23 protein-coding genes and 1 pseudogene are annotated in these 22945 nt (G+C 59.6%); 12 read left to right on the top strand and 12 right to left on the bottom strand.

Translation table 11 applies throughout. The annotated features are described in order from the left end of the window. Positions 1–171: transposase (locus tag BMX92_RS14920; RefSeq protein WP_143066796.1), on the top strand; the 171-nt coding region annotated here is incomplete at its 5' end. A gap of 72 nt (positions 172–243) precedes the next feature. Here BMX92_RS14920 and BMX92_RS14925 read toward each other — a convergent pair. Beyond that, complete coding sequence (locus BMX92_RS14925; RefSeq protein WP_093017898.1) at positions 244–1113, bottom strand: AraC family transcriptional regulator; 870 nt, start codon at positions 1111–1113, stop codon at positions 244–246. 152 nt (positions 1114–1265) lie between these two features. Here BMX92_RS14925 and BMX92_RS14930 point away from each other — a divergent pair, with 152 nt between their 5' ends. Beyond that, positions 1266–1736 carry a nuclear transport factor 2 family protein gene (locus BMX92_RS14930; RefSeq protein ID WP_177185063.1) on the top strand — a complete coding sequence of 157 codons (471 nt, stop codon included), beginning with the start codon at positions 1266–1268 and terminating at the stop codon, positions 1734–1736. Between the two features lie 37 nt (positions 1737–1773). Continuing rightward, complete coding sequence (locus tag BMX92_RS14935; protein WP_177185064.1) at positions 1774–2301, top strand: NAD(P)H-binding protein; 528 nt, start codon at positions 1774–1776, stop codon at positions 2299–2301. On the opposite strand, the gene BMX92_RS14940 is transcribed toward BMX92_RS14935, so the two are convergent. From BMX92_RS14940 to BMX92_RS14950, 3 genes are all read right to left on the bottom strand, one after another. Next, positions 2285–4579 (bottom strand): TonB-dependent receptor, encoded by a 2295-nt coding sequence (locus BMX92_RS14940; protein ID WP_093017904.1) that lies wholly within the window; start codon positions 4577–4579, stop codon positions 2285–2287. The genes BMX92_RS14935 and BMX92_RS14940 overlap by 17 nt on opposite strands. A 102-nt stretch (positions 4580–4681) precedes the next feature. After that, positions 4682–5146 carry a cupin domain-containing protein gene (locus BMX92_RS14945; protein ID WP_177185065.1) on the bottom strand — a complete coding sequence of 155 codons (465 nt, stop codon included), beginning with the start codon at positions 5144–5146 and terminating at the stop codon, positions 4682–4684. A 53-nt stretch (positions 5147–5199) separates the two neighbouring features. After that, entirely contained in the window at positions 5200–6591 is a 1392-nt protein-coding gene (locus BMX92_RS14950; protein ID WP_143066798.1) for an NAD(P)/FAD-dependent oxidoreductase, read from the bottom strand. 340 nt (positions 6592–6931) lie between these two features. Here BMX92_RS14950 and BMX92_RS14955 point away from each other — a divergent pair, with 340 nt between their 5' ends. From BMX92_RS14955 to htpG, 3 genes are all read left to right on the top strand, one after another. Continuing rightward, positions 6932–8350 (top strand): aminotransferase-like domain-containing protein, encoded by a 1419-nt coding sequence (locus BMX92_RS14955; protein ID WP_177185067.1) that lies wholly within the window; start codon positions 6932–6934, stop codon positions 8348–8350. 239 nt (positions 8351–8589) lie between these two features. Continuing rightward, a complete protein-coding gene (locus tag BMX92_RS27370; protein ID WP_177185068.1) occupies positions 8590–8745 on the top strand; it encodes a hypothetical protein in 156 nt (51 codons plus the stop codon). A gap of 280 nt (positions 8746–9025) precedes the next feature. After that, a complete protein-coding gene (htpG, locus tag BMX92_RS14960) occupies positions 9026–10912 on the top strand; it encodes a molecular chaperone HtpG (protein WP_093017912.1) in 1887 nt (628 codons plus the stop codon). 236 nt (positions 10913–11148) lie between these two features. On the opposite strand, the gene BMX92_RS14965 is transcribed toward htpG, so the two are convergent. Next, positions 11149–12210 (bottom strand): SDR family oxidoreductase, encoded by a 1062-nt coding sequence (locus BMX92_RS14965; protein WP_093018118.1) that lies wholly within the window; start codon positions 12208–12210, stop codon positions 11149–11151. 104 nt (positions 12211–12314) lie between these two features. On the opposite strand from BMX92_RS14965, the gene BMX92_RS14970 reads away from it, so the two are divergent. Next, complete coding sequence (locus tag BMX92_RS14970; protein WP_093017914.1) at positions 12315–12695, top strand: winged helix-turn-helix transcriptional regulator; 381 nt, start codon at positions 12315–12317, stop codon at positions 12693–12695. 450 nt (positions 12696–13145) lie between these two features. Here the strand turns inward: BMX92_RS14970 and BMX92_RS14975 are convergent, their stop codons facing one another. The 3 genes and pseudogenes from BMX92_RS14975 to BMX92_RS28410 form a co-directional block, all read right to left on the bottom strand. Then, positions 13146–14174, bottom strand: coding sequence for an IS110 family transposase (locus BMX92_RS14975; RefSeq protein WP_093017916.1), 1029 nt, complete (start codon positions 14172–14174; stop codon positions 13146–13148). A 105-nt stretch (positions 14175–14279) separates the two neighbouring features. After that, the gene (locus tag BMX92_RS28040) at positions 14280–14732 is read right to left on the bottom strand and encodes a hypothetical protein (RefSeq protein WP_256213444.1); all 453 of its coding nucleotides are present in this window, start codon (positions 14730–14732) and stop codon (positions 14280–14282) included. Positions 14733–15032: 300 nt separating this feature from the next. Next, positions 15033–15218: pseudogene (locus BMX92_RS28410) on the bottom strand (J domain-containing protein); the annotation flags it as partial. A 307-nt stretch (positions 15219–15525) separates the two neighbouring features. On the opposite strand from BMX92_RS28410, the gene BMX92_RS14985 reads away from it, so the two are divergent. After that, on the top strand, positions 15526–16194 hold the full coding sequence (locus BMX92_RS14985) for a hypothetical protein (protein ID WP_143066799.1): 669 nt from the start codon (positions 15526–15528) through the stop codon (positions 16192–16194). A gap of 120 nt (positions 16195–16314) precedes the next feature. Further along, entirely contained in the window at positions 16315–16749 is a 435-nt protein-coding gene (locus BMX92_RS14990; RefSeq protein ID WP_093017922.1) for a hypothetical protein, read from the top strand. Positions 16750–16950: 201 nt separating this feature from the next. Here BMX92_RS14990 and BMX92_RS14995 read toward each other — a convergent pair whose 3' ends face one another. Continuing rightward, positions 16951–17505 (bottom strand): SOS response-associated peptidase family protein, encoded by a 555-nt coding sequence (locus tag BMX92_RS14995; protein WP_256213445.1) that lies wholly within the window; start codon positions 17503–17505, stop codon positions 16951–16953. Between the two features lie 847 nt (positions 17506–18352). Between BMX92_RS14995 and BMX92_RS15005 the strand changes: the two genes are divergently transcribed. After that, positions 18353–19134 (top strand): IS5 family transposase gene (locus BMX92_RS15005; RefSeq protein WP_218145789.1). Its coding sequence is split into 2 segments (ribosomal slippage): positions 18353–18677 and positions 18677–19134, totalling 783 coding nucleotides; the frame shifts between segments, so codons are not numbered across the junction. A gap of 148 nt (positions 19135–19282) precedes the next feature. Here the strand turns inward: BMX92_RS15005 and BMX92_RS15010 are convergent. The 3 genes from BMX92_RS15010 to BMX92_RS15020 form a co-directional block, all read right to left on the bottom strand. After that, positions 19283–20926 carry an IS66 family transposase gene (locus BMX92_RS15010; protein WP_093017927.1) on the bottom strand — a complete coding sequence of 548 codons (1644 nt, stop codon included), beginning with the start codon at positions 20924–20926 and terminating at the stop codon, positions 19283–19285. 65 nt (positions 20927–20991) lie between these two features. After that, the gene (gene tnpB, locus BMX92_RS15015; protein ID WP_093017929.1) at positions 20992–21345 is read right to left on the bottom strand and encodes an IS66 family insertion sequence element accessory protein TnpB; all 354 of its coding nucleotides are present in this window, start codon (positions 21343–21345) and stop codon (positions 20992–20994) included. Further along, a complete protein-coding gene (locus tag BMX92_RS15020) occupies positions 21342–21791 on the bottom strand; it encodes an IS66-like element accessory protein TnpA (protein ID WP_093017931.1) in 450 nt (149 codons plus the stop codon). The genes tnpB and BMX92_RS15020 overlap by 4 nt, the downstream gene beginning before the upstream one ends. 119 nt (positions 21792–21910) lie before the next feature. On the opposite strand from BMX92_RS15020, the gene BMX92_RS15025 reads away from it, so the two are divergent. After that, positions 21911–22453 (top strand): SOS response-associated peptidase family protein, encoded by a 543-nt coding sequence (locus BMX92_RS15025; protein WP_093017933.1) that lies wholly within the window; start codon positions 21911–21913, stop codon positions 22451–22453. Continuing rightward, positions 22450–22917 carry a DUF1810 domain-containing protein gene (locus tag BMX92_RS15030; RefSeq protein ID WP_093017935.1) on the top strand — a complete coding sequence of 156 codons (468 nt, stop codon included), beginning with the start codon at positions 22450–22452 and terminating at the stop codon, positions 22915–22917. The genes BMX92_RS15025 and BMX92_RS15030 overlap by 4 nt, the downstream gene beginning before the upstream one ends. Positions 22918–22945 lie beyond the last annotated feature (28 nt).

Below are 22945 nucleotides of genomic sequence, written 5' to 3' on the forward strand. Positions count from 1 at the left end.
CGGAACAAGGCCGTCAAACACGACAAGCGCCGCTACAAACGGCGCAACCGCATCGAGATCATGTTCGGCCGCCTCAAGGACTGGCGACGGGTCGCGACGCGCTACGACCGATGCCCCAACGCCTTCTTCTCGGCCATCGCCCTCGCTGCCACCGTCATCTTCTGGCTTTGATCAGTGAGTCCTGAGCCTAGTGTCGATGGGGGCATGCGGCAGGTCTGACGGTTGGGCGGCCATTAGTGAGTTCTATCGGCGCAACGAAGCGGCATCGCGAACGGGCGCGATGCCGAACGCCCGCTTATACTCGCGACTGAACTGCGAAGCGCTCGCGTAGCCGCTGGCAAAGGCAGTTCCCGTCACATTGTCCAGCCCGGATGCCAGCCGGCGTCGCGCGTCCAGCAGACGGATGTGACGCTGATATGCGAGGGGGGTGTGTGCCGTCACCGCCTTGAAGTGGCGATGGAACGAGGTGACGCTCATGCCCACATGCGCAGAAAGCCATTCCACGCTCATGGACTGATCGGCATTTTCGGCAATCCATTCCGCCGCCATCTTGATCTGTCCGAACCGGGCACTGTGGCCCCCAGCCTGCCGCAGCCTGGACCCGAGCGGCCCGGACAGCAGGCGATAGTAGAGCTCGCGCTCGACCTGCGCGGCGAGCACCGAAATATCCGACGGCGTGTCGAGCAGCCCTAGCAGCCGGCCAAGCGGGTTAATGATCGATTCGTCGATCTGTTCGATCGAAAGCGCGCCAGACTGCCGCTCCTCGCTTACTGGGCCTGCAGGAAGGTCGAGCAGCAGGTTTGCGAGGAGACCCGCATCCAGTTTCATTTCCACACTGAGATAGGGCAGCATCGCGCTCGCTTCGATCACTTCGCTCGTGAACGGCAGTCCAACCGACGCCACCGCGCAGGTGCCCGGCTCGACCTCGAAGCTGGTGCCGCCGATCGTCATACGCTTGGCGCCCTGCAGCAGCAGATAGAATTTGGGCTCGAACAAAGCGGGGATCGGCCCCGTCGGCGCCACGGCTGACCTAACGACTAGCCGTGGGATTGCGCTCGGCGCGCCGGTGGCAGAGCCGTGGCGCGCAGCAATCTCGACAAACTTCGCCAGCATGACCGTCGATCCTTCTTGATCGCTTTATTGCTGGCCGGAATAACGTGATTGGCAGGATCAGGCAAATCTCTGGTGGCATCGAGGATGCGGGACCGTGTCTTTGCGCCGATATGCGGTGTCGAACAAAACGCACGTTAACCGGAGCAAAATCGATGGCCGACCAGCAAGCGCTCTTGCAGCAGTTCATGGACGAAGCGTCCATCCGCAACACGATCGCACGCTTCGCCGACGCCGCGACGCGCGCCGATGCCGCGATGTTCCATTCGGTATGGGCAGCGGACGGCGAATTCATCATTGGCGCAGGAACACACTCGACGGGCGCCGACGAGAATGTTGCGCTGCTGCGCAAGCTGCGCGCGGGAAAAGAGTTCTTTGTGCAGTTCGCGCTGCCCGGCGTGATCGAGATCGATGGCGACGAGGCCACCACGCGCACCTTCGTCCACGAATCCGCGCGCGGTCCCGGCGAGAAATATTACCGCAACCATTGCATTGCGTTCGACCGGTTGCAGCGCTCGGGCGATGGTTGGGTCTTCAAGAGCCGCTCGTTCCAGTATCTCTGGCTGGACACGGACCCCTTTGCCGGAAACGGCTTCCCGCTCTTCCCGGATGGCTCGGCAGCGTAAAGCGCACCGCGCGGCACGCTTTCAAATCGGAGTAGCTATGTTCTTCCTATCGGGAATCACCGGTCAGATCGGCGGCGCTGCGGCGAATGGGCTGCTCGCTTGGGGCAAACCGGTCAGAGCGTTGGTGCGGGACCGGGCCAAGGCGCAGCACTGGGCTGATCGGGGCGTGGACCTGCACGAAGGCGATCTTCGCGATCCGGACGCGCTGGCAGCGGCGCTCGACGGCGTCGCCGGGGCCTTCCTGATGCAGCCCACCCCGATGGGCGTCATCCGCGACTTTCCCGAAGCGCATGCGATTACCGATGCGCTGGTCACGGCGCTCAACCGGGCGCCGCCGCCGCGTGCTGTCGTTCTGTCCTCGGTGGGCTCCGAGCAGGCGAGCGGGCTCGGCAACATCACCCAGACCCACCTGCTTGAGCAGTCGCTCGCCGCTTTCGACCTGCCGCTCGCGATAGTTCGCGCCGCCGCGCTGCTGGAAAACACTTTGCACAGCCTGCAGCGCGCGGCGAAGACGGGCGTCCCGCGAACAACGCGCGGGACGCCATTACTCAGAACCCGGCCTTGAGATTCAGGCCGATGTTACGCGGGCGGTTGATAGCCAAGGCCCGATTGGTCGGAAGGCTCACGCCTGTCGAGGAGAATGCGTTGCCAGTCGTCGCATGCTCATTGAATAGATTGTCCGCAAACAGCGCCAGGCTCCAGTTGCCGGTCGCATGTCGCACACCAATCCTCATATCGACGATTTCGTAGGCCTTACGCTTTTCCCACATGCTGGTGTCGTCATATTCGGCCAAGACGTTCGACACATGGCTCGCATCGGCAATGAAGAAGCCGGTGAGGGCGTCGTTGATAGGATGGCTATAGTCGATCGACGCGGAAACGGTGAATTTGGGAACATTGAGAAGCCTGTCGCCTTTCTCCCCCGGCGTACCAGGAACGCTCTCTTTTAGGTAGGCATCGGTGTAACCGGCGTTGATGCCCAAAGTCAGGTCGTCGATGGGACGAAAGCGGGTCTCCAGTTCCAGGCCTCGACTAACGGCACTGCCGAAATTGCCCGTAAAGCTGAAGCCACATTGCAGGGAGACCTGCTGTTGAATACGGGACCAGTCGATATGATAAGCCGACGCATTTACAGTAATGCGGCGGTTAGCAAATTGCGATTTTACGCCAGCCTCATAGCTCCACAACGAGTCAGGTTCATATTGCGTGGGAGACGCGGAAAGCCCAAGTGCGGCCAGATAGGTGCCGCATACCGATTGTGGAACTGGATTAACTGAACCGCCGGAGCGAAAGCCTTTCGTGGCGCTAGCGTAGAGCATCACGTCCTTGCTGACATCAAAATCGGCACCAAATTTGGGTGTTACGCCGCTTGCGGACGATTTGCCGCTGCTACGCGTCTGACCGCCATTATAGACACCATCGGCAATCGAGTTGAAGCTCTCCTTGATGTTGAATTGGCGAAGGCCGCCGGTCAGGCGCAACCTGTCATTGACGTGCCAGATAAGCTGTCCGAACGCGGAAATCTCCTCCGTGCGATTACGTCTATTGCCGCTGAAGAGGACATCGAAACCAGGAAACGGAGTATCGAAAGCCTCATTGTAGGCGTCGGTCAGAGGCATCTGATTGCGCCGATGCCTCTTTGTCTCCTGATAAAAGCCGCCGACGACGAAGTCGAATGCGCCGACCGTCCCGCCCAGACGCAATTCCTGTGTGAATACCTTCGTCCTGATGCGCTGCGTCTCGGAACTCGGAAATGCTGTGGGCTGCACACCTGACGACTGGTTAAGGATATAGACGACACGCGATGTGTCCTCGGTATCGAGAAAATTGCGAATGAAATAAGAGGATGAAGAGGTCAGTTCCAGATCGCTGCCGAACTTGTTAGTGGCTGTCAGATTGTAAATCTGCACATCGTCGCGGGCCGTATCAGGGACGAAGCGCGCCTGAATAGGGTTGGAGTAGGAGCCGGGCGGATCGTCGAAGGAAAAGGCCCCATCCTGGGTTAGCTTCTGATAGTAGACGGACGGCGTGATCCGTAGGTTGTCGGTCGGCGTGATGCCAAGCGCTGCGCGGACACCCCAGAGCTGATATGAGTTGACGTTCTTCTCGGGTTCCTTGGTCGGATCGATCGCCAGATAGTTGTCTGGGTCAATTGCATAGCGGTCTATGTATCCGTCTTCCGACTTGTAGAAGCCTACTACGCGCAGAGCCGCCAGGTCGCTCACGAGCGGGAGGTTGATGACAGCATTGCCAGCATAGTTCGTACCGCCACCCTTGGTATCCGACAAAGTGAGGTCAGCTCGCCCTTCCGTCTTCGTCGTGTCGGGCTGATTAGAAATATATTTGACCGCACCGCCCATCGATGCCGATCCATAGAGTGTGCCCTGCGGTCCGCGCAGCACCTCGACGCGATTGAGATCGAACAGCGATCCCTCGATATTGTCCGATACCGCCGAGATCGGCACCTCATCAAGGTAGTAGCCCGTGGTGGGCTGCGAACCGGTTACCGATGAGATGCCACGAATGATGATCTGGGTGCGGCCCGGCCCGGTCGACGAGACTGCTACGCCCGGTGTAAGCCGAGCGATATCGCTGGTGCTTTCAATGCCATGAGTTTCGAGGGTATCACCGGCTATGGCGGCTACGCTCAAGGGTACATCCTGAATGCTGGCGGCTCTCTTCTGAGCCGTGACGATGATCTCGTCCCCAGGGCCCGCACGATCGGTGGAGACAGCGTCCTGATTGGTTTGGGCCGCGACTGGAATGGCCGTCGAGAATGCACCGCAAAGTGCGATGGTCATCGCGCCGCGGCTGAGCTGAACATGTAGGCGATTGGTCTCCATCTAGTTTCCCCCTGGTATGAATTCTTACGGGCAAACGTATCCCGCGTGCGTAAGCACGCTCGAGACGCTGGCGTTAAACTGGTGTGGATTGGCCGAGCGAACTCAGCAGTTCTTGGGATCTTTGTCGCCGATTGGGCACCGTGAGACATCGACCCAGGACACCTTCTTAAGCGGCTGCTCGACCGTGATCTCCGCCGGCGTGGCAGCAGGCGTGGTGATAATCACGCCGGGTTCGAGTACATGCTCTCCATAGCCCTGAATCCAGACCTTGCCCCTGCCCTCGAGCACGACGAAAACCTCTGGTCGTGCACCTTCGCTCCGATAGACCCCCGGTCCCGCTTTCCAGATGCCGTAATACATGCCCGTTATGCCCGGAGGGGCCTTGAGCGGCCGGCCGAAGGACTGCGAAGCGCCATCTTTCGATTTCATCCGCGGTATGAAGCCCTCTTCCCCCTTGGCCGATACATAAGGCTCGAAGTCCGGCTTCGTGCTCTGGTCCTGCGCGATTGCAGCAGCTCCCAGAAGACTCGAAGCCATGACAGCAATTGCAATAGGCGTGATACGCATGTTCATTCCCCTTTTGTGTATGTAATCTCTGAACGCGGCAGCCTGTTTTGAGGCTACATGATGCGATCCTTTATGTCGTAATAGGCAACCGCGCCCGGCACGAACCAGTCGCTGCCGTTGACATATCCCGGGAAATTGGGCGGCGGCCCTTCAAGCGCGAAGACCGTTTCAGCGCCAGGCAACCCCATCATCTTGAGCGCGACCTTATTGCCGCACCAATGCATCTTGCCGATGCCCGAGCCATTGTCTCCAGAGAGGTAATGGACGCCCTCCTCGTCCCGGAAGATATGTTTGCGCCCGTCGTACGTCATTCCAAACGTGCCCTCCCAGACATGGGTGGCGCGGATTTCGCCCAATTGTGGAAGCAGTTCCATCGCGACGCGGCACAGATCGACCGCCATGGCCTCATGCGAAGCATAGCGCACGCCGGTCCGACCATTGATTAGCAACTGGGTCTCATCAGGCGTGGGAATGACGATGTTGAAGTTGGTCTTAGAATTATGCAGCGAGAGCGGCCGTTCCCAGACTGACTGCATCTGTGCTTTGGTCAGCTTCTGTGTCGCAATGAGGTAGGACTTGACCGGAAGCACGTCGCCAAGAGCGGAGAAACCCGGCGCGCCATAGCCGCCGACCGCGACCAATACCTGCCTGGCATGGACCTTCCCGCGATTGGTTGAGACCAGATATCGGCCGTCGGCCTGCTTCTCAATGTCCACAACCCGCGTCCGCCCGACAAAATGCGCGCCTTTGCGTACAGCGGCCAGATAGTTGCCATGAGCAAGCCTTGCAGGTTGCAGATAGGGAGAGTCGGGGAGAAATATCCCGCCATGGACCGCGGTGGGCGAATTGAAATATCTTCTCTCTTCCCCCGGTGCCACCACCTCATAACGGTAGTCGAACGAGGCCTTTGTCGCTTTGGCATCGGCCACCATCTTCTCGAAATGCCCCTTGTGCGAAGCGGCACGGAAGCGGCCATGACGGATGACGGCGTTGATCCCGTCTTCCTTGACGAGTTGCGTGAGGAAATGGTTGCTCGCCAGATACTCATCAAAATAAGCTGCATGTTCGGGCGTCGAGCGGTCGCCGCCATTTTCAAACGCCTGCCCGAAAAATCCGCAATTGCGAGAACTGGCTCCAAAAAATGGTTTCTCAGCATCCACGATCATTACCTTGCCGCCATGCTGTGCCAATGTGCGGGCCGCCGTCAGCCCGGAGAAGCCGGCACCCACAACGAGAAAATCGACATTGTCGATGAGCTCGGCCTGTGGCGGAGCGGCAACGCCCAGTTCGTCCCACCAGAAGGGCACATCGCGGAAATTCTCGGCCAGCGAGGCCTCGATATCGGCCTGGGAAGCAGATTTGGGGATGCTCAGTGCGCCATAGCCACCCGCCGCTGTGGCGACGAGTGCCGCTCCTCCGCCCATGAGAAGCTTGCGGCGGCTCATCCGGGTTGCGCTGCCCGCTTGGCTTTCTTCACTTTTGGCTGTCACCTGATCTCACCCCCGGTTGCGATGCGGACGCATGGAAGGCTCCGGGCAAAGCTGTCCGGTTCATTCATGGTCACAGATCGCTTGATGTGGCGGAGCCTCGGCAAAACTAAAAAACGGCTTTATGAACCATAGTTTAGCTTTGTTTGACTTCCCCCTGTTCGTCATGAAAACTATCTTGCACGGGTCCCAACTCGGCAAGTGACAGTTTTTTGCGTTTTCTATAGGCACAGTTGAAGGCGGCGGACGCAGAGGACAAGACATTGGGATCATCTGCTGAGCAATGCAGGGCAATCATATGAGCCGGGAAGCAGCGCTGCCCAAATATCTCGCGCTTGCAGAGACTCTGCAGAAGCTCATCCTAGGAGGCGATTTCGCGCCTGGGGCCAAACTACCTAGTGTCAGATCCGCGATGCGTCGCTTTGGCGTCAGCAAGAACACGCTGATCGCCGCCTACGCCTATCTCGAGATGAACGGCGCCATCCACGCGAAAGATCGCTCAGGTTACTATGTATCCCAGGAGCGGGAGGACGAGACTGTACGGCTTCCCTACCTTATCGATCACCCGCTTTCCCTTGTCGAGCAGAAGGGGCAGGATATCCTCACTGATCTGGAGGCTCTGCGTAGCCGTCAGGGGTATGACTTGCTCTCACCGATGCTAGACCCGAAGCTACTGCCGCAGGGAATTGTGGCCCGATTAGCACGCAAGATCCTGGCGGAGGATCTGCGCGCCTGTCTCACCCCGGATTTTGGACCCGGCTATCGTCCGCTGCGTCACGCGCTGGCAGGATATTATCGGGCGCGAGAGATCGCCGCCGACGATCGCGACTTCGTAACGACGCTAGGCTGCACACATGCGCTTGTCGCTGCAGTCGAAGCTTCGACGGCACCGGGCGATACCATCGCGATCCGGACGCCTACATTCTATCCCCTGCTCAGAATCATCCACAGCCTCAACCGCAGGATCATCGAGATTCCAAGCACAGCCAACAGGTCACGAGATCTCGAACGTCTTGAAGAGGCGATAGAGCGTTTCAGCGTCCGCGCCTGCTTCATCTCGGTCTCCCTGCCCGATCCTTACGGCGCCGGTCTCTCTGACGACGCCAAGCGGCACCTCCTCAACCTGGCGGAACGGTACGATCTGGCGATGATTGAGGATGACGTATTTGGACATGTGTCGCTGAGAAACCATGCGATGCGCCCGTTGAAGGCCTTCGACCAGACCGGCCGAGTGCTGCACTGCTCCTCCCTTTCCAAGACCCTTGGCAGTGGATTGCGGGTCGGCTGGTGCATGCCAGGCCGATACGCAAAGGCAATGCAGAATGTCCGCAGCATCGTCGCGCCGGCGATGCCGGTGTTCGAACAGGCGCTCGTCGCAAGATTGTTGGAGAGCGCCTCTTTCGCAAGACATGTCGGGGACCTCAAGCTCAACGTTCGCCAGAACCTCCAGACATTGCAGCACGCCCTTGGTGAGGGTCTTCTGGCCGGATCGAGTCTGACGTCGAGGGATGGCGGTCTGCTAGCGTGGGTGCGGCTGCCAGAGGGAACCTCCGCAAACACGGTCTACAAAGCTGCGCTCGAAAGGAACGTCGCCGTAGCACCTGGGGGCATATACTCTCTCGCCGATCGGTTCGACGATCATATCAGACTGTTCCTGGGGATCGAAACGCACAACTTCCGCCGCGCAATATCGATCCTGGCCCGTAATCCCAGCTAGAAGTACATTGTGTAGCACCCAGCAGCCGCAACGCTGCCGACGATCCATCCAGTGTGATAAACGGCAGGTTTATCCGAAACCTGACACGAACGGTCGTGCACATGAATGGCGGCTTTGTCCCAGGTCCCGCCCATCACAATCGACCCTGATCGGACGCTCAGCCTGAAATTTTTGCTCCTCAGCTGCGGTCGGTCCGGTTTGTTCTGCGTTTCACTCCAAGACATGGCGCAATGCGGACGATGGCGATTTGGGAAGCGACGGGCACCCGCCATGGTTTGATGAAGGATACGGGATATTTGATTGGAACGGACAGCGCAGGCGTGGCCGATATCGTGACTTCGACCTTATGGACCACAATGGCGGAACGCTTTTCCGGACGTCGCCAACACCTTTGACAAGGGAGCGCAGCACGTCGCGTCCATCGCAAGAAATCCTGCGCTGGGGTAACTGAACAGGGCGTCCATCCGGGAGTATGGCGATGCCTATTGTGGCGGTGAGATCGAGAAATCCCTACGCAGGGTTGCTGTGAAACAAAGGTAGCGAGGAAATGCCGGCCGGCACCGCTGTTGACAGGCAGGGCTAAGAAGGGGGGCTTTCAAACCCACCTCTTGAATAGAAATCGCATTCGATCCATCTGACCGTCGCACAGTCTGCCAAATGAGAGAGCGAAGACCCATGACGACCGACACCGTGAGCGCCCCTGAAACTCATGCCTTTGAGGCGGATGTTTCCAAGTTGCTACACATGATGGTGCATTCGGTCTATTCCGACAAGGACGTATTCCTGCGCGAGTTGATCTCCAACGCGGCCGACGCGTGCGAGAAACTGCGCTATGAGGCCATTTCCAATCCGGCCCTGTTCGGCGAAGATCCGCAGCTGCGCATCACGCTGACACTCGACAAGGAAGCCGGTACAATCGTCGTCGAGGACAACGGTATCGGCATGAGCGCCGCCGACATGGGGGAAACGCTGGGTACCATCGCGCGGTCGGGGACCAAGGCCTTCATGGATAAGCTGACCGCTGACAAGAATGGTGAGGGCCAGCAATTGATCGGCCAGTTCGGCGTCGGCTTCTATTCCGCTTTCATGGTGGCGGGGAATGTCGATGTCGTGTCTCGGCGTGCGGGAACTGATGAGGCCGCCAGATGGTCGTCAGATGGCCTCGGAACGTACACGATCGCGCCCGTCGACACCGCAGAGGCGCCAGCGCGCGGCACGCGGGTGACCCTCCATATGCTGGACGACACGAAGACCTATGCTGAGCGCTTCACGGTCGAGCGGATCGTGAAGGCGCAGTCGGGCCATGTCCCCGTGCCCATCTTCATCAGAGAGGTGGGCAGCGAGGAGGAAGAGCGCCAGGTCGCTGATGGGGCGGCGCTCTGGACCAAGGCGAAGTCGGATATCAGCGAAGAGGATTATGCCGACTTCTACCGCAGCGTCGCGGGCCAACTCGACAAGCCGGCGCTGACCCTCCACTATCGCGCGGAGGGGCGGCACGAATATTCCGTGCTTACCTTCATCCCCGAAACCAAGCCGTTCGACCTGTTCGATCCCGATCGCAAGGGACGGATCAAGCTCTATGTCCGCCGCGTCTTCATCACGGACGAGGCGGAAATCCTGCCTCGCTACCTGCGCTTCGTGCGGGGTCTTGTCGACTCCGCCGACCTGCCGCTCAACATGTCGCGCGAAATGATCCAGGACAGCCCCGTTTTGTCTGCGATTCAGAAGGGCGTGAGCAATCGTATCCTGTCGGAACTGGACAAGATCGCAACCAGCGATGTTGACCGCTATGGCGCGATCTGGGAAAATTTTGGGGCGGTGCTCAAGGAAGGCCTCTACGAGGATTTCGAGCGGCGCGCGCAGTTGCTGGGCCTTGCCCGGTTCAAGACCAGCACGTCGAACGGCGATTGGCGCTCGCTCAAGGACTATGTGGCCTCCCTCAAGGACAATCAGACCGCGATCTATTATGCGACTGGGACCGATCTCGATCGCATCGCCCAATCGCCGCAGCTCGAAGGTTTCAAGGCGCGCGGGATCGAAGTTCTGTTGCTGCCCGACCAGGTCGACAGCTTCTGGACGACCGTTGGTGTGGATTATGACGGCAAGCCTTTCAAGTCAGTGACTCAGGGCGCGACCGACCTCAGCCTGATTCCGTTGGCTGAAGGCAGCGCAGCGGCGGATGCTCCCAACGAGGATGTGAACAGCTTCATCAGCTTTGCCAAGGAAGCTTTGGCCGACCAAGTGTCCGACGTTAGGGTTTCTGACCGTTTGACGACCAGCGCCGTGTGCATCGTCGCATCGGAAAGCGCGATGGACCTGCAACTCGAGCGGATGCTGGCAGCGGCCGGACAGGCGCCCGAACGGGCAAAGCCTATACTGGAGGTTAATGCAGGCCATGCGCTCATCGCCAAGCTGGGACAGACCGGAGCCAGCGACGAAGAGCGGAGCGACCTCGCCTTCCTGCTCCTCGACGAAGCGCGCATCGCCGAAGGTCAGCCGCCCGCCGATCCTCGCGCTTTTACAGAGCGACTGGAGCGGTTGATGGCGAAATCGCTGACCTGACGCATCATGTCTCGACAGCGCGCTTAGTAGTTGTTCAGTGCCAGGCCATGGAAAGCTCGGCCGGAGGCGAAAATAGGGTGCCGATCGTTTGGCCCGTGAATGGGGACGGTCGGCACCGGCAGTCATGGCAGCGTCAAATGCCAGACCTGACCCTCTGACGACCCTCATCGGCTGTTCAGTATACGATTTCGACTTCTTGAGTGCGGAACGTTCGCTCCTCCTTCACGCGTGCAGCACTACGGAATGAGACGATCCGCGCGGAGCCGTTCGAATAGCGCGTAAAAAGCCTCGTCGGTCGACTGATATGCTGTAAAACCGAGCCGCCGGCTTTTTGACATGTCCGTAACCACCTCGATCGGTCGGCCAAGATCAGCATCAGTATGCCAGGGAGATGCAAGACGTGAGAAATTCGGTTCGATCAGACCTTCACGCTCGGCTATCTCCCGCCAGATCTTAAAATCATCCGCCATCTGCTCGTCCAATGGGCGGACGGTTCCATCAAATGGCTCTGCCTCGATGTTAAACCAGTCTGCTATCCGGCTCCACATCCACTGCCAACGGAATATATCGCCATCCACAACATTAAAGTCTTCGTTATGGGCAGCTTCCGTCTCCGTCGCCCACAGCAAATGGCGCGCCAGCTGCCGGGCGTCGGTCATATCGGTCAGACCGTTCCATTGTGTAGCCGAACCAGGAAAGGTGAACGGCCGACCGGTATCTCGGCATAAGGAGGCATAAACCGCCAAGGTCGTTCCCATGTTCATGGCATTGCCGACCGCCTTGCCGATGACCGTATGGGGGCGATGAACGCTCCAGGTAAAACCATCGCGCTGAGCCGCGGCGAACAGTTCATCTTCCTGAGCATAGTAGAAGTTCTGGATATCAAGCCGACCTAGCTCCTCACGGAAGGGCGTCTGGGGCAAGGTACCTTTTCCATATGCCTCGAACGGACCCAGATAATGTTTGAGCCCGGTGACCAGCGCGACATGGCGGGGGCCTGAAGCCTTCGGCAAGCCGGCGAGCAGGTTGCGAACCATCGCGGCATTGACCCGGATGTTCTCCGCTTCGCTGTCTTGGCGTAGCCATGTGGTGATGAAGATTGCCCCAAGATCGATATCCGCGAGTGCTGCAGAGGTAGCCTCCGCATCCTGCAGGTCAGCAACGATGGGTAGTACGCCTTCCTGCTCGACCGGACGTCGGGACAGCCCATAAACCGTCCAGCCCTCCTCGACCAGCAATGCGGCCGTCGCGCTTCCCACTATGCCGCTCGCGCCTACTACCAACGCTGTCTTCGCCATGATCATTGCCTTTGTCTCTTCTGGGAGCAACTCAACTAGGCACGACACGCGTTCGATTCTAGACGGCACCAAATAGGTCACTAGGCACCAAAAGGTAACCAGTCATGCTCCCCGGTACCGCCGAACAAGAATGGCGAGAGGATTGCGCGCCCCGTCGGGTTCTTTCGCTTTTTGCAACCAAATGGACCAGCATGGTTCTGCATACCTTGCATGCGCGCCATGGTGGCGCATGCCGCACCGGCGCGTTGCAACGTAGCCTTCCCGGCATCTCAAAGAAAATGTTGACGCAGACTCTGCGCGATATGGAAAAGATGGGTTTGATCAGCCGTCATGTCCAAAGCAATATTCCACCCGCTGTCGAATACCGCCTAACCGGGCTGGGCGTGCGTTTCGTTGAGCCGGTCGAATTGCTCTATGCATGGGGACGGGACAATCCCGATGCGCTGGATCAGCTTGGCACCAGATCAACGAGCAGAAGATCCTGACAACCTCAGTTGCGGATTGTCCGAAGTCGTGACGGTGGCCGCAGATCGGAAATCATCGTAGTGCGACAGGCCGACTTCCTTGCCAGGACCGCTGAACACCTTTGCTATGCGGTTCCTGCGAGCCATCGGGTATCGACCCATGCCAGACGCTCAGCGCCTGATTTTCGATCCCCAGCAGCGGACGTTCCTCTGTGGATGGCTCCCGCGTTGCAAGTGAAAAGTGATGATCTAACGTTCCGTCGGGTGCAGTCGTCTGTCCGGCCTGTTGATGCAGTCGGTGTAGACTGCTGGCCCTGATGGTGTCCGCGAACAAGGTCCTATCGGCTTTACAGGCTACTACGCCTAGGAACGTCCTTGGGTTGTCCTTGCTCCCGGTCCGACCGGTTTTGCCATCACATCCTTCGCTCTCACAACCTCGTGAAGCTGATCTCCTCAGCTAAGCTCTTGGTCCTATGCTGCCGCCAGCATTGGCGCATGCCCGCGTTCGAAGACGCCGCCGCGCGCCATGACCGCCCATGCGATCCGCGCCATCTTGTTGGCGATGGCGACCGAGGCGACGCGCGCGGGCTTTCTGGCAAGCAGAGCGACAAAGCGCGGATCGACCGTGCCGGGCTTCTCCTTGGCGTATCGGACCAGCGCGGTGGCGCCGATGACCAGAAGCTGCCGCAGATATCTGTCGCCCATCTTCGTAATGCGCCCCAAGCGTTCCTTGCCGCCACTCGAACTTTGCCGCGGGGTTAGCCCGAGCCAAGCGGCGAACTGGCGCCCTGACGAGAACTGGCTTGGATCGGTCACCGATGCGGCGAGCGCGGTCGCGCCGATCGGCCCGATACCAGGGATCGTCGCCAGGCGCCGGGCCCGCTCGTCGCTCCGTTGCAAAGCGGCGAGCCGCAGATCAAGCCTGCGCAACTGCGCGTGAAGCTGGAGCAGTTGCCCTGCGAGCGTTTCGACAACGTTCGCCGCTTCGGCTGGCAAGTCGAGCTGGGCCTCCCCGTCGACGATCTCCCGTGCCATCTGCAGTGCCTTCACGATCCCGACCGGGATGGCAATACCCAGCTCGGCAAGCACGCTGCGCATCATGTTGACCAGCTGCGTGCGCTGTTTGATCAACAGCTGGCGCACGCGGTGCAGTGACAACGCCGCCTGCTGCTCGCGCGACTTGATGGGCACGAACCGCATCGTCTGACGTGTGATCGCTTCAGCGTCGGCGGCATCGTTCTTACCGCGCTTCACATAAGGCTTTACGTAAGCCGCCGGCATCAGCCGCACCTCATGACCCAGCTTCGTCAGTTCGCGTGCCCAGTGATGCGACGTCCCGCAGGCTTCGGCGCCGACAAGGCATGGCGGCAGCTTCTCGAAGAACGGCAACATCTGCGATCGCCGCAGCGCCTTGCGAATGACGACCTCTCCGGTCGCGCTGATACCGTGAACCTGAAAAACGTTCTTGGCCAAATCGAGGCCGATCGTGCTAATCTCCATGGCGGGTGGCTCCTTCTCGGGTTGCATGACAGCAAACCCATCTTGGCACTTAGATGCCGTGAGCGGGAGCCATCCACCTCATCCGCTTTATGGCAGGGTGTTCGGCTAGAGACAGCCTTCGCCATATTCGATGCTGGGCGAACCCACCGAGATGCCAGTGACTTTCCCACCGTTGATCGAGAATTTGATGCCGCGTTCTCCGCCTGGTTCATAGTAGAAGAGCTTTTTATCAGGCGGCTCGGAGTAGATGTCCGGCAGCTGGTTGAGTCCGGCATAGGCCTTGCGCACCGCCGCCTCAGGATCGCCGAGCTTCACTCCACGGTCAGTCGTGAAGATCGGTGCGTGAGGATCGAGATAGGCCTCGACCGTCGTCACCACCCCGCTTTCGACTAGCATCTGCAGATTCTTGGGTCCTCCGATCACCTCATAGGCAAGGCATGTCCCGTCGCCCGCATCGGTGTAATGGCCGTCGTCGCGGATTTTAAGGCCTGATGCAGCCTGCGCGCTGTCTGTCGTTACTCCGGCCTCAATCCCGCCCCAGCCAAACGGCGTCAGCACGCGGCAGGTCATGCCTTTGCAAGCTGCGAGCGTCGTAGGTGATGCCGATGGCGACGGCGCTATCTTCGCAACTGGCGAAGGCGCGGGCGCGCGGGCGACCGTTGGCGTGGGGGCGGTGGCTATGGGAGCCGGTGGCGGCTGTCGGTTCGCATAAGCGAGAACCGCTATAACAGCAGTTATAGCCAATCCACCGATGAGCAAGCCCCGGTGCCGGGCCGAGGGCGGGTTTGGATTCGCTAATGCCTGTCTAACTGGCGCAGTTTTTGGCGCTGCCGGCCCGAGCGTCTCGTCGTAGGCGTGGCGACGCCCAGCATCGCGCAATGTAGCATACGCTTCGTTAAGTTGCTTTGCGCGGCGCTCTCCCTCAGCCTTCGACCCGGAAAAGGTGTCAGGATGATATCGCCGCATCATCGCCCGGTAGGCGGCGTCGATGACCTCCTGCTCGGCGCTCCGATCGACCCCTAGAATCTCGTAATAGTTTGGCACTCCGCCCCCCCATTCAAGAAGATGAAACGAGAGGCACGGTCGAAGCAAGGCAAAGCTCAATCATACGGTGCTATTTCGACCGAGAAGCCGATGACGCTAGCACCCAAAACAGGCTTCTTGGGAGCCGCCGGCGTGGTAGCAGCCGTTGCTGCGGTCGACCCTTATGAGACGCTCAGGGATCAAATTTCACCCCTTAGGTGCTGACCGTCCGCTATTTAGGCAGCGGTCGACCCAGGAGCGAGCGTCTGCCAATCGCCCCCGGCGTAACCCACTCGACAGCCCGAGCCGGAAGCGCGAAGACAAGCGCATGGATTTCATGAAGGTCATAGAGTCGCTTGATGAGGCGCTTTACAGCGTCATGAGCTGGCTGGTTTTCTATCCGATGACCCTTTGGCGAACGGTCGTTCAACCTCAGAAGATGATGGACTATGCCGATCGCGAAGTCTCCGATCGGCCGGACGAGCAATATGACGACGCGATCCGCCCACCTCTTTTCCTGTTCCTGACGTTGCTCATTTCACACGGCCTCGAAGTCGCGACGGTTGCGCGCAATCCGCTGCTGTCTGACACTCACGGCCTGGCGGCTCTGGTCGACAGCGACCTGGCGCTGCTGGCACTCAGGATGCTGCTGTTCAGCCTATTTCCCTTAATGATGGCGGTCCGCCTGTTGCGTCGCCAGCGCACACGCTTGACCCACGCCAGCCTGCGCCGCCCCTTTTATGCCCAGTGCTACACGGCCGCCCCTTTCGCCTTGATGTTGGGGATAGGGACCCTGGCTCCGAATATGCCGTTCGCAGGCGCACGCACCATTTCGGCCGTAATAATCGGTGCGGGCATGCTATGGTATTTCGCCGCTCTGGCCCGCTGGTTTGCGCGTAAATTGCATGTGTCCCTTCTTGTCGGCGTCGGCGACGCGTGCGTTGCCTCCTTCTACAGCATCACCTTGTTCGTGTTCGCCGCAATCATCGTCCACTAGGCGAAGGCTGGCCTATCGTGGGCAGTTCTGACATCATCCTGGCAGGGAAGCGGGAGAATTGCGATGTATGTGATAATCTTAGCGGCGTCCGCATTGGCCGTTATGAGTGCGGCGCCGGCTATGGCGCAGTCCGATTCCGGCGACACGATCAACCTGATCTGTTCGGGTCAGGGCGAGAAGCTCGGCTCCGGCTATGTGAATACTCTGGAGTGGGATCGGTACGATCACAAGTATCGGACGCGCAGTGGCGTGCAAACAGAGATGCAGAGCTTCTCATCAGCGGTGACCCTCCAAATCTATGGCAATGACGGCCGCATCCGCTTGCCAGAGAAGTTGATTCCCCCGCTCAATTCGGGCGGCGATCATCAGCACTGGTGGCAGCTGAACGATCTGATTGTTGGCGCCGACCAGATTCGCGCCAGCTATCGGCTGAACGGGCTGAACAAGCCGAAGCTAAAGATCGACCGCCGGACCGGAGAGATCAGTATCAAGGGCACGGGGCAGGACTTTTCCGGCACTTGCGACAAGGTCGATCCCGGACAGAAACGATTTTGATGGTCCTCGCTGGGCTTGCCTGGACCGACCCATTCTTGACGTTTAGCCGTGGAATTCCGATGCCAAGCTGCGGTCCGTCCGCTATCCGGCAGGTCGCGACCAACTCAAGCGGTTCTCCGAGGAGTGCCTGAACGGCCGCTCCTGCCGGAACCTGCCATTTCATCCATTGAGTCCGGTGTCGCCAAAACCCACCATTGCGGCTCATGCTCGTGAATGACGGGTTTTTCCCACAGACAGACTAAAGGGCGAAGCTCGCTTGCTTCGGCAAGTCGGCATCTCTTCGACGTGGAACCTCCCAAAGGGCGGCGTTACGATCAGGTCCTTTTCTGGCACGGTATGGCTCAGCCACTTCTGTGCATCCCGACGTTCGATCATTGCTCCATGCCGCGCTTGATAGCGGATGATCTCGGGATTGGCGTCGACCGTGATGATCCGGTAGCTGACCGGCCAGTCGCCCATGGCTGGTTCCCAAATCGCGGCGAGATAGAAGAAATTGCCGTCCTCGCGAAACGCGCGAAATTTCTTCTCGCCATTCCGGATATGAACCTCCGACGCTGCAACGAGACAGCGGTTGGTGGGAAAGTTTTTGCCCTCTGCCCTGATAAATTCGTAGGTCACCCCGTCACTGAAGTGCGGATTGGAACCCCAGGCCGCTTCGATCATCTCGATCTCTTGTAGATTATCCGGGTTGCGCCGAATGATGGCGCGGCGGCTGGAAACAGCGTTTGTGTCAAAGGGTATGGGTTTCGAGTCCATGTCCAGAACATACAGGGAACGATTGGTAGGAGCAAGCAATGTGCAATGACTACCGGCTACTGGTCGATCTCGCCTCCATTGCCGAAGACTTCGACAATCTATGTAAGCGTCCGATGGATCACGTCTGACGGATTTCGCTCGGTCGTTTACAGAGAGGCGACCGGAGGATGTTTTTTAGGATCTAAGCGCTTTCCATAGATGCCATCATAGCGATCTGTCCGCGATCGCCCTTTATGATCGACGATGGTGACTTCGAACGCTCTTCCGGCGGCCGTTTTGATGTACTTTGTCCTCAATTCCGCAAATAACCCGGAGGACGCGTCGTGTCTGGCGCAGAGGTCGGCGAGCACACTTGGCGACATAGAGACAAATTTTTCTATATCAGTTGACGCGATGCCGGATATGACGGCACCTCTTAGGCGGCGTGGACAAATTCGTTTCACGGTGACGGCCAAGCCAGCTATGTTGTCATGATGAATGATAAGCGACCCGAAAGCGCGTATGTCACCGGCCAACGACACATGCTTTGGACGATCGTCGCAATGTTTGCGATCATTTGGGGTATTCCGCTGGCGCTCAGCGCGTTCGGCGCGTCGTCTCAGACGATGTTTGCGGTGATTGTTCCGCTCGGGCTTGCGTGGGTGCTGATAGGGGGTATCCGCTCATTTATGATCGCCTGTCCGTCCTGTGGTAAATCCCTATTTATGAGGGGTTTCATCAGTGTGCCGTGGCCAGCGAAGCGGTGCAGCCGATGCGGGGTTGATCTTACGACTCCCGCTCGCTGATGCCGGTTCTCCATTGACGCGATGAACTCGGATTGATTCAAGGCTGCCTTTTGGAGGTAGACTTGAGTAGAGGCGATCTTACCGAAGCGGAATGGCGCGTTCTGAAAGGCTTACTACCCATCGAGCCTGAGAACCGGGGGCGCGGGAGGCGCCCAGAACAGAACCGTTCGATCATCAACGGCATACTCTGGCGGCTTCGTTGCGGCGCTCCATGGCGAGACGTTCCGCCGAAATACGGCAGTTGGAACACCATCTATCGCCGCTTTCGGCGATGGAGCGAGGCCGGGGTCTGGGAAAGCGTGGCAGTGACGCTGGCCGAGATCATGGCGGATAGCGGTCACTACAGCATCGACAGTACCACCGTTCGCGCCCACGTATCGGCAGCGGGCGGAAAAGGGGGACTCATCGACGCGCTCTTGGCCGCTCGCGGGGCGGGTTCACCAGTAAACTTCACTGTCTGGCTGATGCCCTCGGACGACCGCTCGCGTTCCATCTGACGGTCGGTGAGGCCGCAGACTGCAAAGCCTATGACGCCCTGATCGGCCTGCCCGAGCGCGCACCTGACGCTCTGCTCGCAGACAAGGGCTACGACGCCGACGCAATCCGCGCCGACCTTGCCGAACGGAATATCGAGGCCGTCATTCCTGGCCGGTCAAACCGCCGCGTGCAGATCGAACATGATCGGGCGCTCTACAAACAGCGCAACCGCATCGAACGCATGTTCGGCCATCTCAAGATCAACCGGGCCATCGCCACCCGCTACGACCAACTTGCCAATAGCTTCCTTGGCATGGTCCATCTCGCCACCGCTCGATACTGGCTCAAATTTGTCCACGCCGCCTAGGAAATCAATTTCAAGTATCCCGTCAGCACTTCGCTCGGCATCGTCATATGGGTAAAAACCGTAGCTGTTAAATAGCAAGCTCGCGCCGCTCCCAAACGAATCCGCGAAGTTATGGGCAATGGAGCATAGGTCGTCGAATTTCATCCCGTTATCTTATGTGGGCGCCGCTCTCGAATCCATCATCAATGTGTATCGACCAGTTCCATGGCAGCAGTTTATCTATCTGGTTGATGGGATGGCCTTTGCCGATCCGGTCGAGCACGTCGGCGAGCCAAGCCTGCGGGTTCACATCATTGAGCTTGGCCGTCTCCAGCAGTGAATAGATGGCGGCAGCGCGCTCCCCGCCACAGTCAGCACCGGCAAAGAGCCAGTTCTTCCGGCCCACGGCGATGCCGCGCAGGGCGTTCTCCGCGAGGTTGTTGTCGATCTCAAGCCGCCCGTCCTCGGTATAGGCCAGTAACTGGGGCTTGAGCTTGACGGCATAGCGCAACGCCTCGGCCAGCGGTGATCGCGCGGAAATCTGCCCCAGCACACCATCGGCCCATGCGAAGAAATCCAGCGCCCGCAGACGGGACAGCTTCCGCGCCTTCCGGCGGTCATCGGCAGGATCACAGATGATACCGCGCTCGACATCGTAAAGCTCGCGGATGAGCTTCAACCCTTCGGCAGCTACGGAATGCGGGTCGGCCTTGTAGACATCGTGCAGTTTGCGCCGCGCATGCGCCCAGCAGGCGACAGGCATTATCAGCCTCGGATGACGGTCGGGCGCATAGAGGCGCTCGAACCCGGCATAGGCGTCGGCCTGCAGGAAACCCGCAAATGTTCTGAGATGCTCGCGTGGCCGCTCACCCTTCCGATCCGGGCTGTAGCGGAACAACGCCGCTGGTCTATCGCTCGGTCGCCATCGTCGGTTATCGCGCAGATAGACCCATAATCGCCCCGTCGCCGTCTTGCCGGTGCCCGGCGCCAGAACGGGGACTGGCGTGTCGTCGGCATGGAGCTTGGTACTGGCCATGACATGATCGGCGATGCGATCGACCAGCGGCTGCAACAGCCAACTGACCTGTCCCAGCCAGTCGGCCAGGGTGGAACGGCTGAGATCGACGCCCTCGCGAGCATAGATGCGCGACTGCCGATAGAGCGGCAGATGGTCGGCAAACTTGGACACGACGACATGCGCAAGCAGGTTGGGACCAGCCCGACCACGCGGGATCGGCAAGGATGGAGCCGGTGCCTGGCTGATCGCGTCGCAGCGACCACAGGCCAGCTTGGGCCGAACGTGGCGCACGACGCGGAAACGGCCCGGCACATACTCCAGCACCTCGGTCACGTCCTCGCCCAGCTTGCCCATGGTGCCGCCACAGGCGGAACAGCCATCGGTATCGGGAGGGACGTGCACCGTATCGTCGCGCGGCAGATGATCGGGCAGTGGCAGGCGCTTGGGCTTGCGGGTCGTCGAGGGGCGTTCCTCGGTCGGAGCCGGTTCGCCGAGGACACATGCGGCATGGGCATGTTCGGCTTCGAGATCCTCCAGCGTCAACTCAAGCTGATCCGCCATCTCGGCGATCCGCTCGGACGACTGACCGAACTTCATCCGTCGCAGCCGGGATAGCTGGACCTTGAGCTTCTCTATCTGGAGCGTGGTCAGCTTGACCGCGTTGCGGGTCGTCTCATGGGCTGCCCGCTCGGCTTCCAACGCCTGTTCCGAGGCGGCGATACGCGCCTGCATATCGGCAAAAAGCGCGCGCAATGCATCGGGATCGGCAGGAAGGTTGATCTCGTCGGCGGACACGGTCCCCCATAGCAAAATGGCCGGTACGAACCAAGGAAAATGCCCGGTTTTACGCTACTTTATGCCTACATCTGAACCGGCAGGCGGGGTGCTTCCGGGGCGATGGTGCGCCGCCAGTCCATCGCCTCGATCAGTAGCGCAAACTGTGCCGGGGTCAGCACCACGCCGCCCTCGACCAGCGGCGGCCATACGAAGCGATGCCGCTCCAGGCGCTTGGCGAACAGGCACATGCCGGAGCCATCCCAATGCAGCGCCTTGAGATAGTTGCCGCTCCGGCTGCGGAACAGGAAGACATGGCCGCAATAGGGCTCGACCGCGAACAGCGGACGCACCAGCGCCGCCAGACCATCGAACCCCAAACGCATGCTGACCGGCTTGCTTGCGAGATAGACCTTGGTGCCCGGCGCCAGTGAGATCATGAAATATCCCGCAAGGTCCGCAACACGCGGGCAAGCGCCTTCTCGTTCACATAGCTGTCCACTGACAAGCGAACGCCGCTGGGCAGATCAATGCCTATCTCGCCGGGGCGCACGCCGGGATGCGGACGGACCAGCTCTTCCGCTATGGCTGGGATGGCAGGGACGGCATCAGATCGTGCCGGCGGTGGCGCAGGAGGAACGGTAGCCACGGCGCCCTGCGGCACTGTCCCATATGAGATGAAGGTCAGCGGCTCACTGGCGATCTTCTCCGCCTGCCGTCGCGCTGTCCGCCAGCTATAGATCAGGCTCTCCGCTATATCATGCCGCTTCGCCACCTCCCGCACAGTGACATCCGGAGCATCTGCCTCTCGCATGATGGCGTCCCGCTCGGCGGGCGAATATTTACGGCGGCGCTCCGTGCGGGTGATGACCTCGATCCGGCCCATCTCCTGATCTCCTTATGGAGTCCAGAAGGAGACTCCTATCAGCTCTCCCTCGCTAACAGGCAAATATCACGCAACACGACCGAGGCCGGACGCTTACCAATCTATCGATCAAGATCAAGATGCCGGAAGGCGCGCCTAATGTCGCCGCCCGCGAAGATATCCGCATCACTGACATGGCGCCGATCGTACGGGGGACCCAAGGCCCACGCGGATCAGCCGAGTTAATCAATCGCCGCTGGGGATGGCCAGGACCCAAGGGCAAGCCGGTCTATAATTTTCGTAGTGAAGGCCGGGACTTCTCGTCACACCGCTGCCTGATTCTTGCCGATGGCTTCTACGAGTTCACCGACCCGATCGAGCCAAAGCAGAAGCGGCTGGACAAATGGCTCTTCACGATGGCCGACCACCGCTGGTTCTGTATTGCCGGCATCTGGCGTGAGAGCCCGGCAGGTGAGGCCTTCACCATGCTCACCATGGATGCAGGCCCAGATGTTGCCCCCTATCATCACCGGCAGATCATTCCCTTGACGCGCGACCAATGGGCTGACTGGCTCGATCCGACCGTGCCGGCCAGGCAAGTGCTACGCTGGCTGCCCCAACATAGCCTACCGGTCACCCAGGTGTATGGCACGCCGCCAGCCCAGGGAACGCTGGTCCTGTGAGCGCGCATGATCTCAATCGCTTCGTCGATGCGCAGGCCGGCGTCTTCGATACTGCGCTTGCCGAGATCCGCGCCGGTCACAAGCGCTCGCACTGGATGTGGTTTATCTTCCCCCAACTGCGCGGGCTTGGCTATAGTGTGATGGCCCGGCATTATGGCATCGCCTCGCTTGATGAGGCGCAGGCCTATCTCGCCCATCCTCTACTCGGGTCCCGCTATCAGACCTGTGTCGAAGCCGTGGCCGTGCTCAAGGCGCGTGATCCTGTCGCTATTTTCGGACCTACAGACGCGATGAAGCTGCGGTCATCCCTCACCCTGTTCGAGGCGGCAGAGGCTTCATCTGTAATCGACCAGATTCTGCAATGCTTCTTTGCAGGTGAGCGAGACCACGCGACTCAGCACATGCTGGCGGCTTCCACCAAGGCAACTAACCAAAGGCGCATGAGCGCAAAATTGTCGTCTTGACGAATCTGGCGAGTAAGTAGAACATAAA

It is taken from the genome of Sphingobium sp. YR768 (genome assembly GCF_900111125.1).
Classification (GTDB): domain Bacteria; phylum Pseudomonadota; class Alphaproteobacteria; order Sphingomonadales; family Sphingomonadaceae; genus Sphingobium.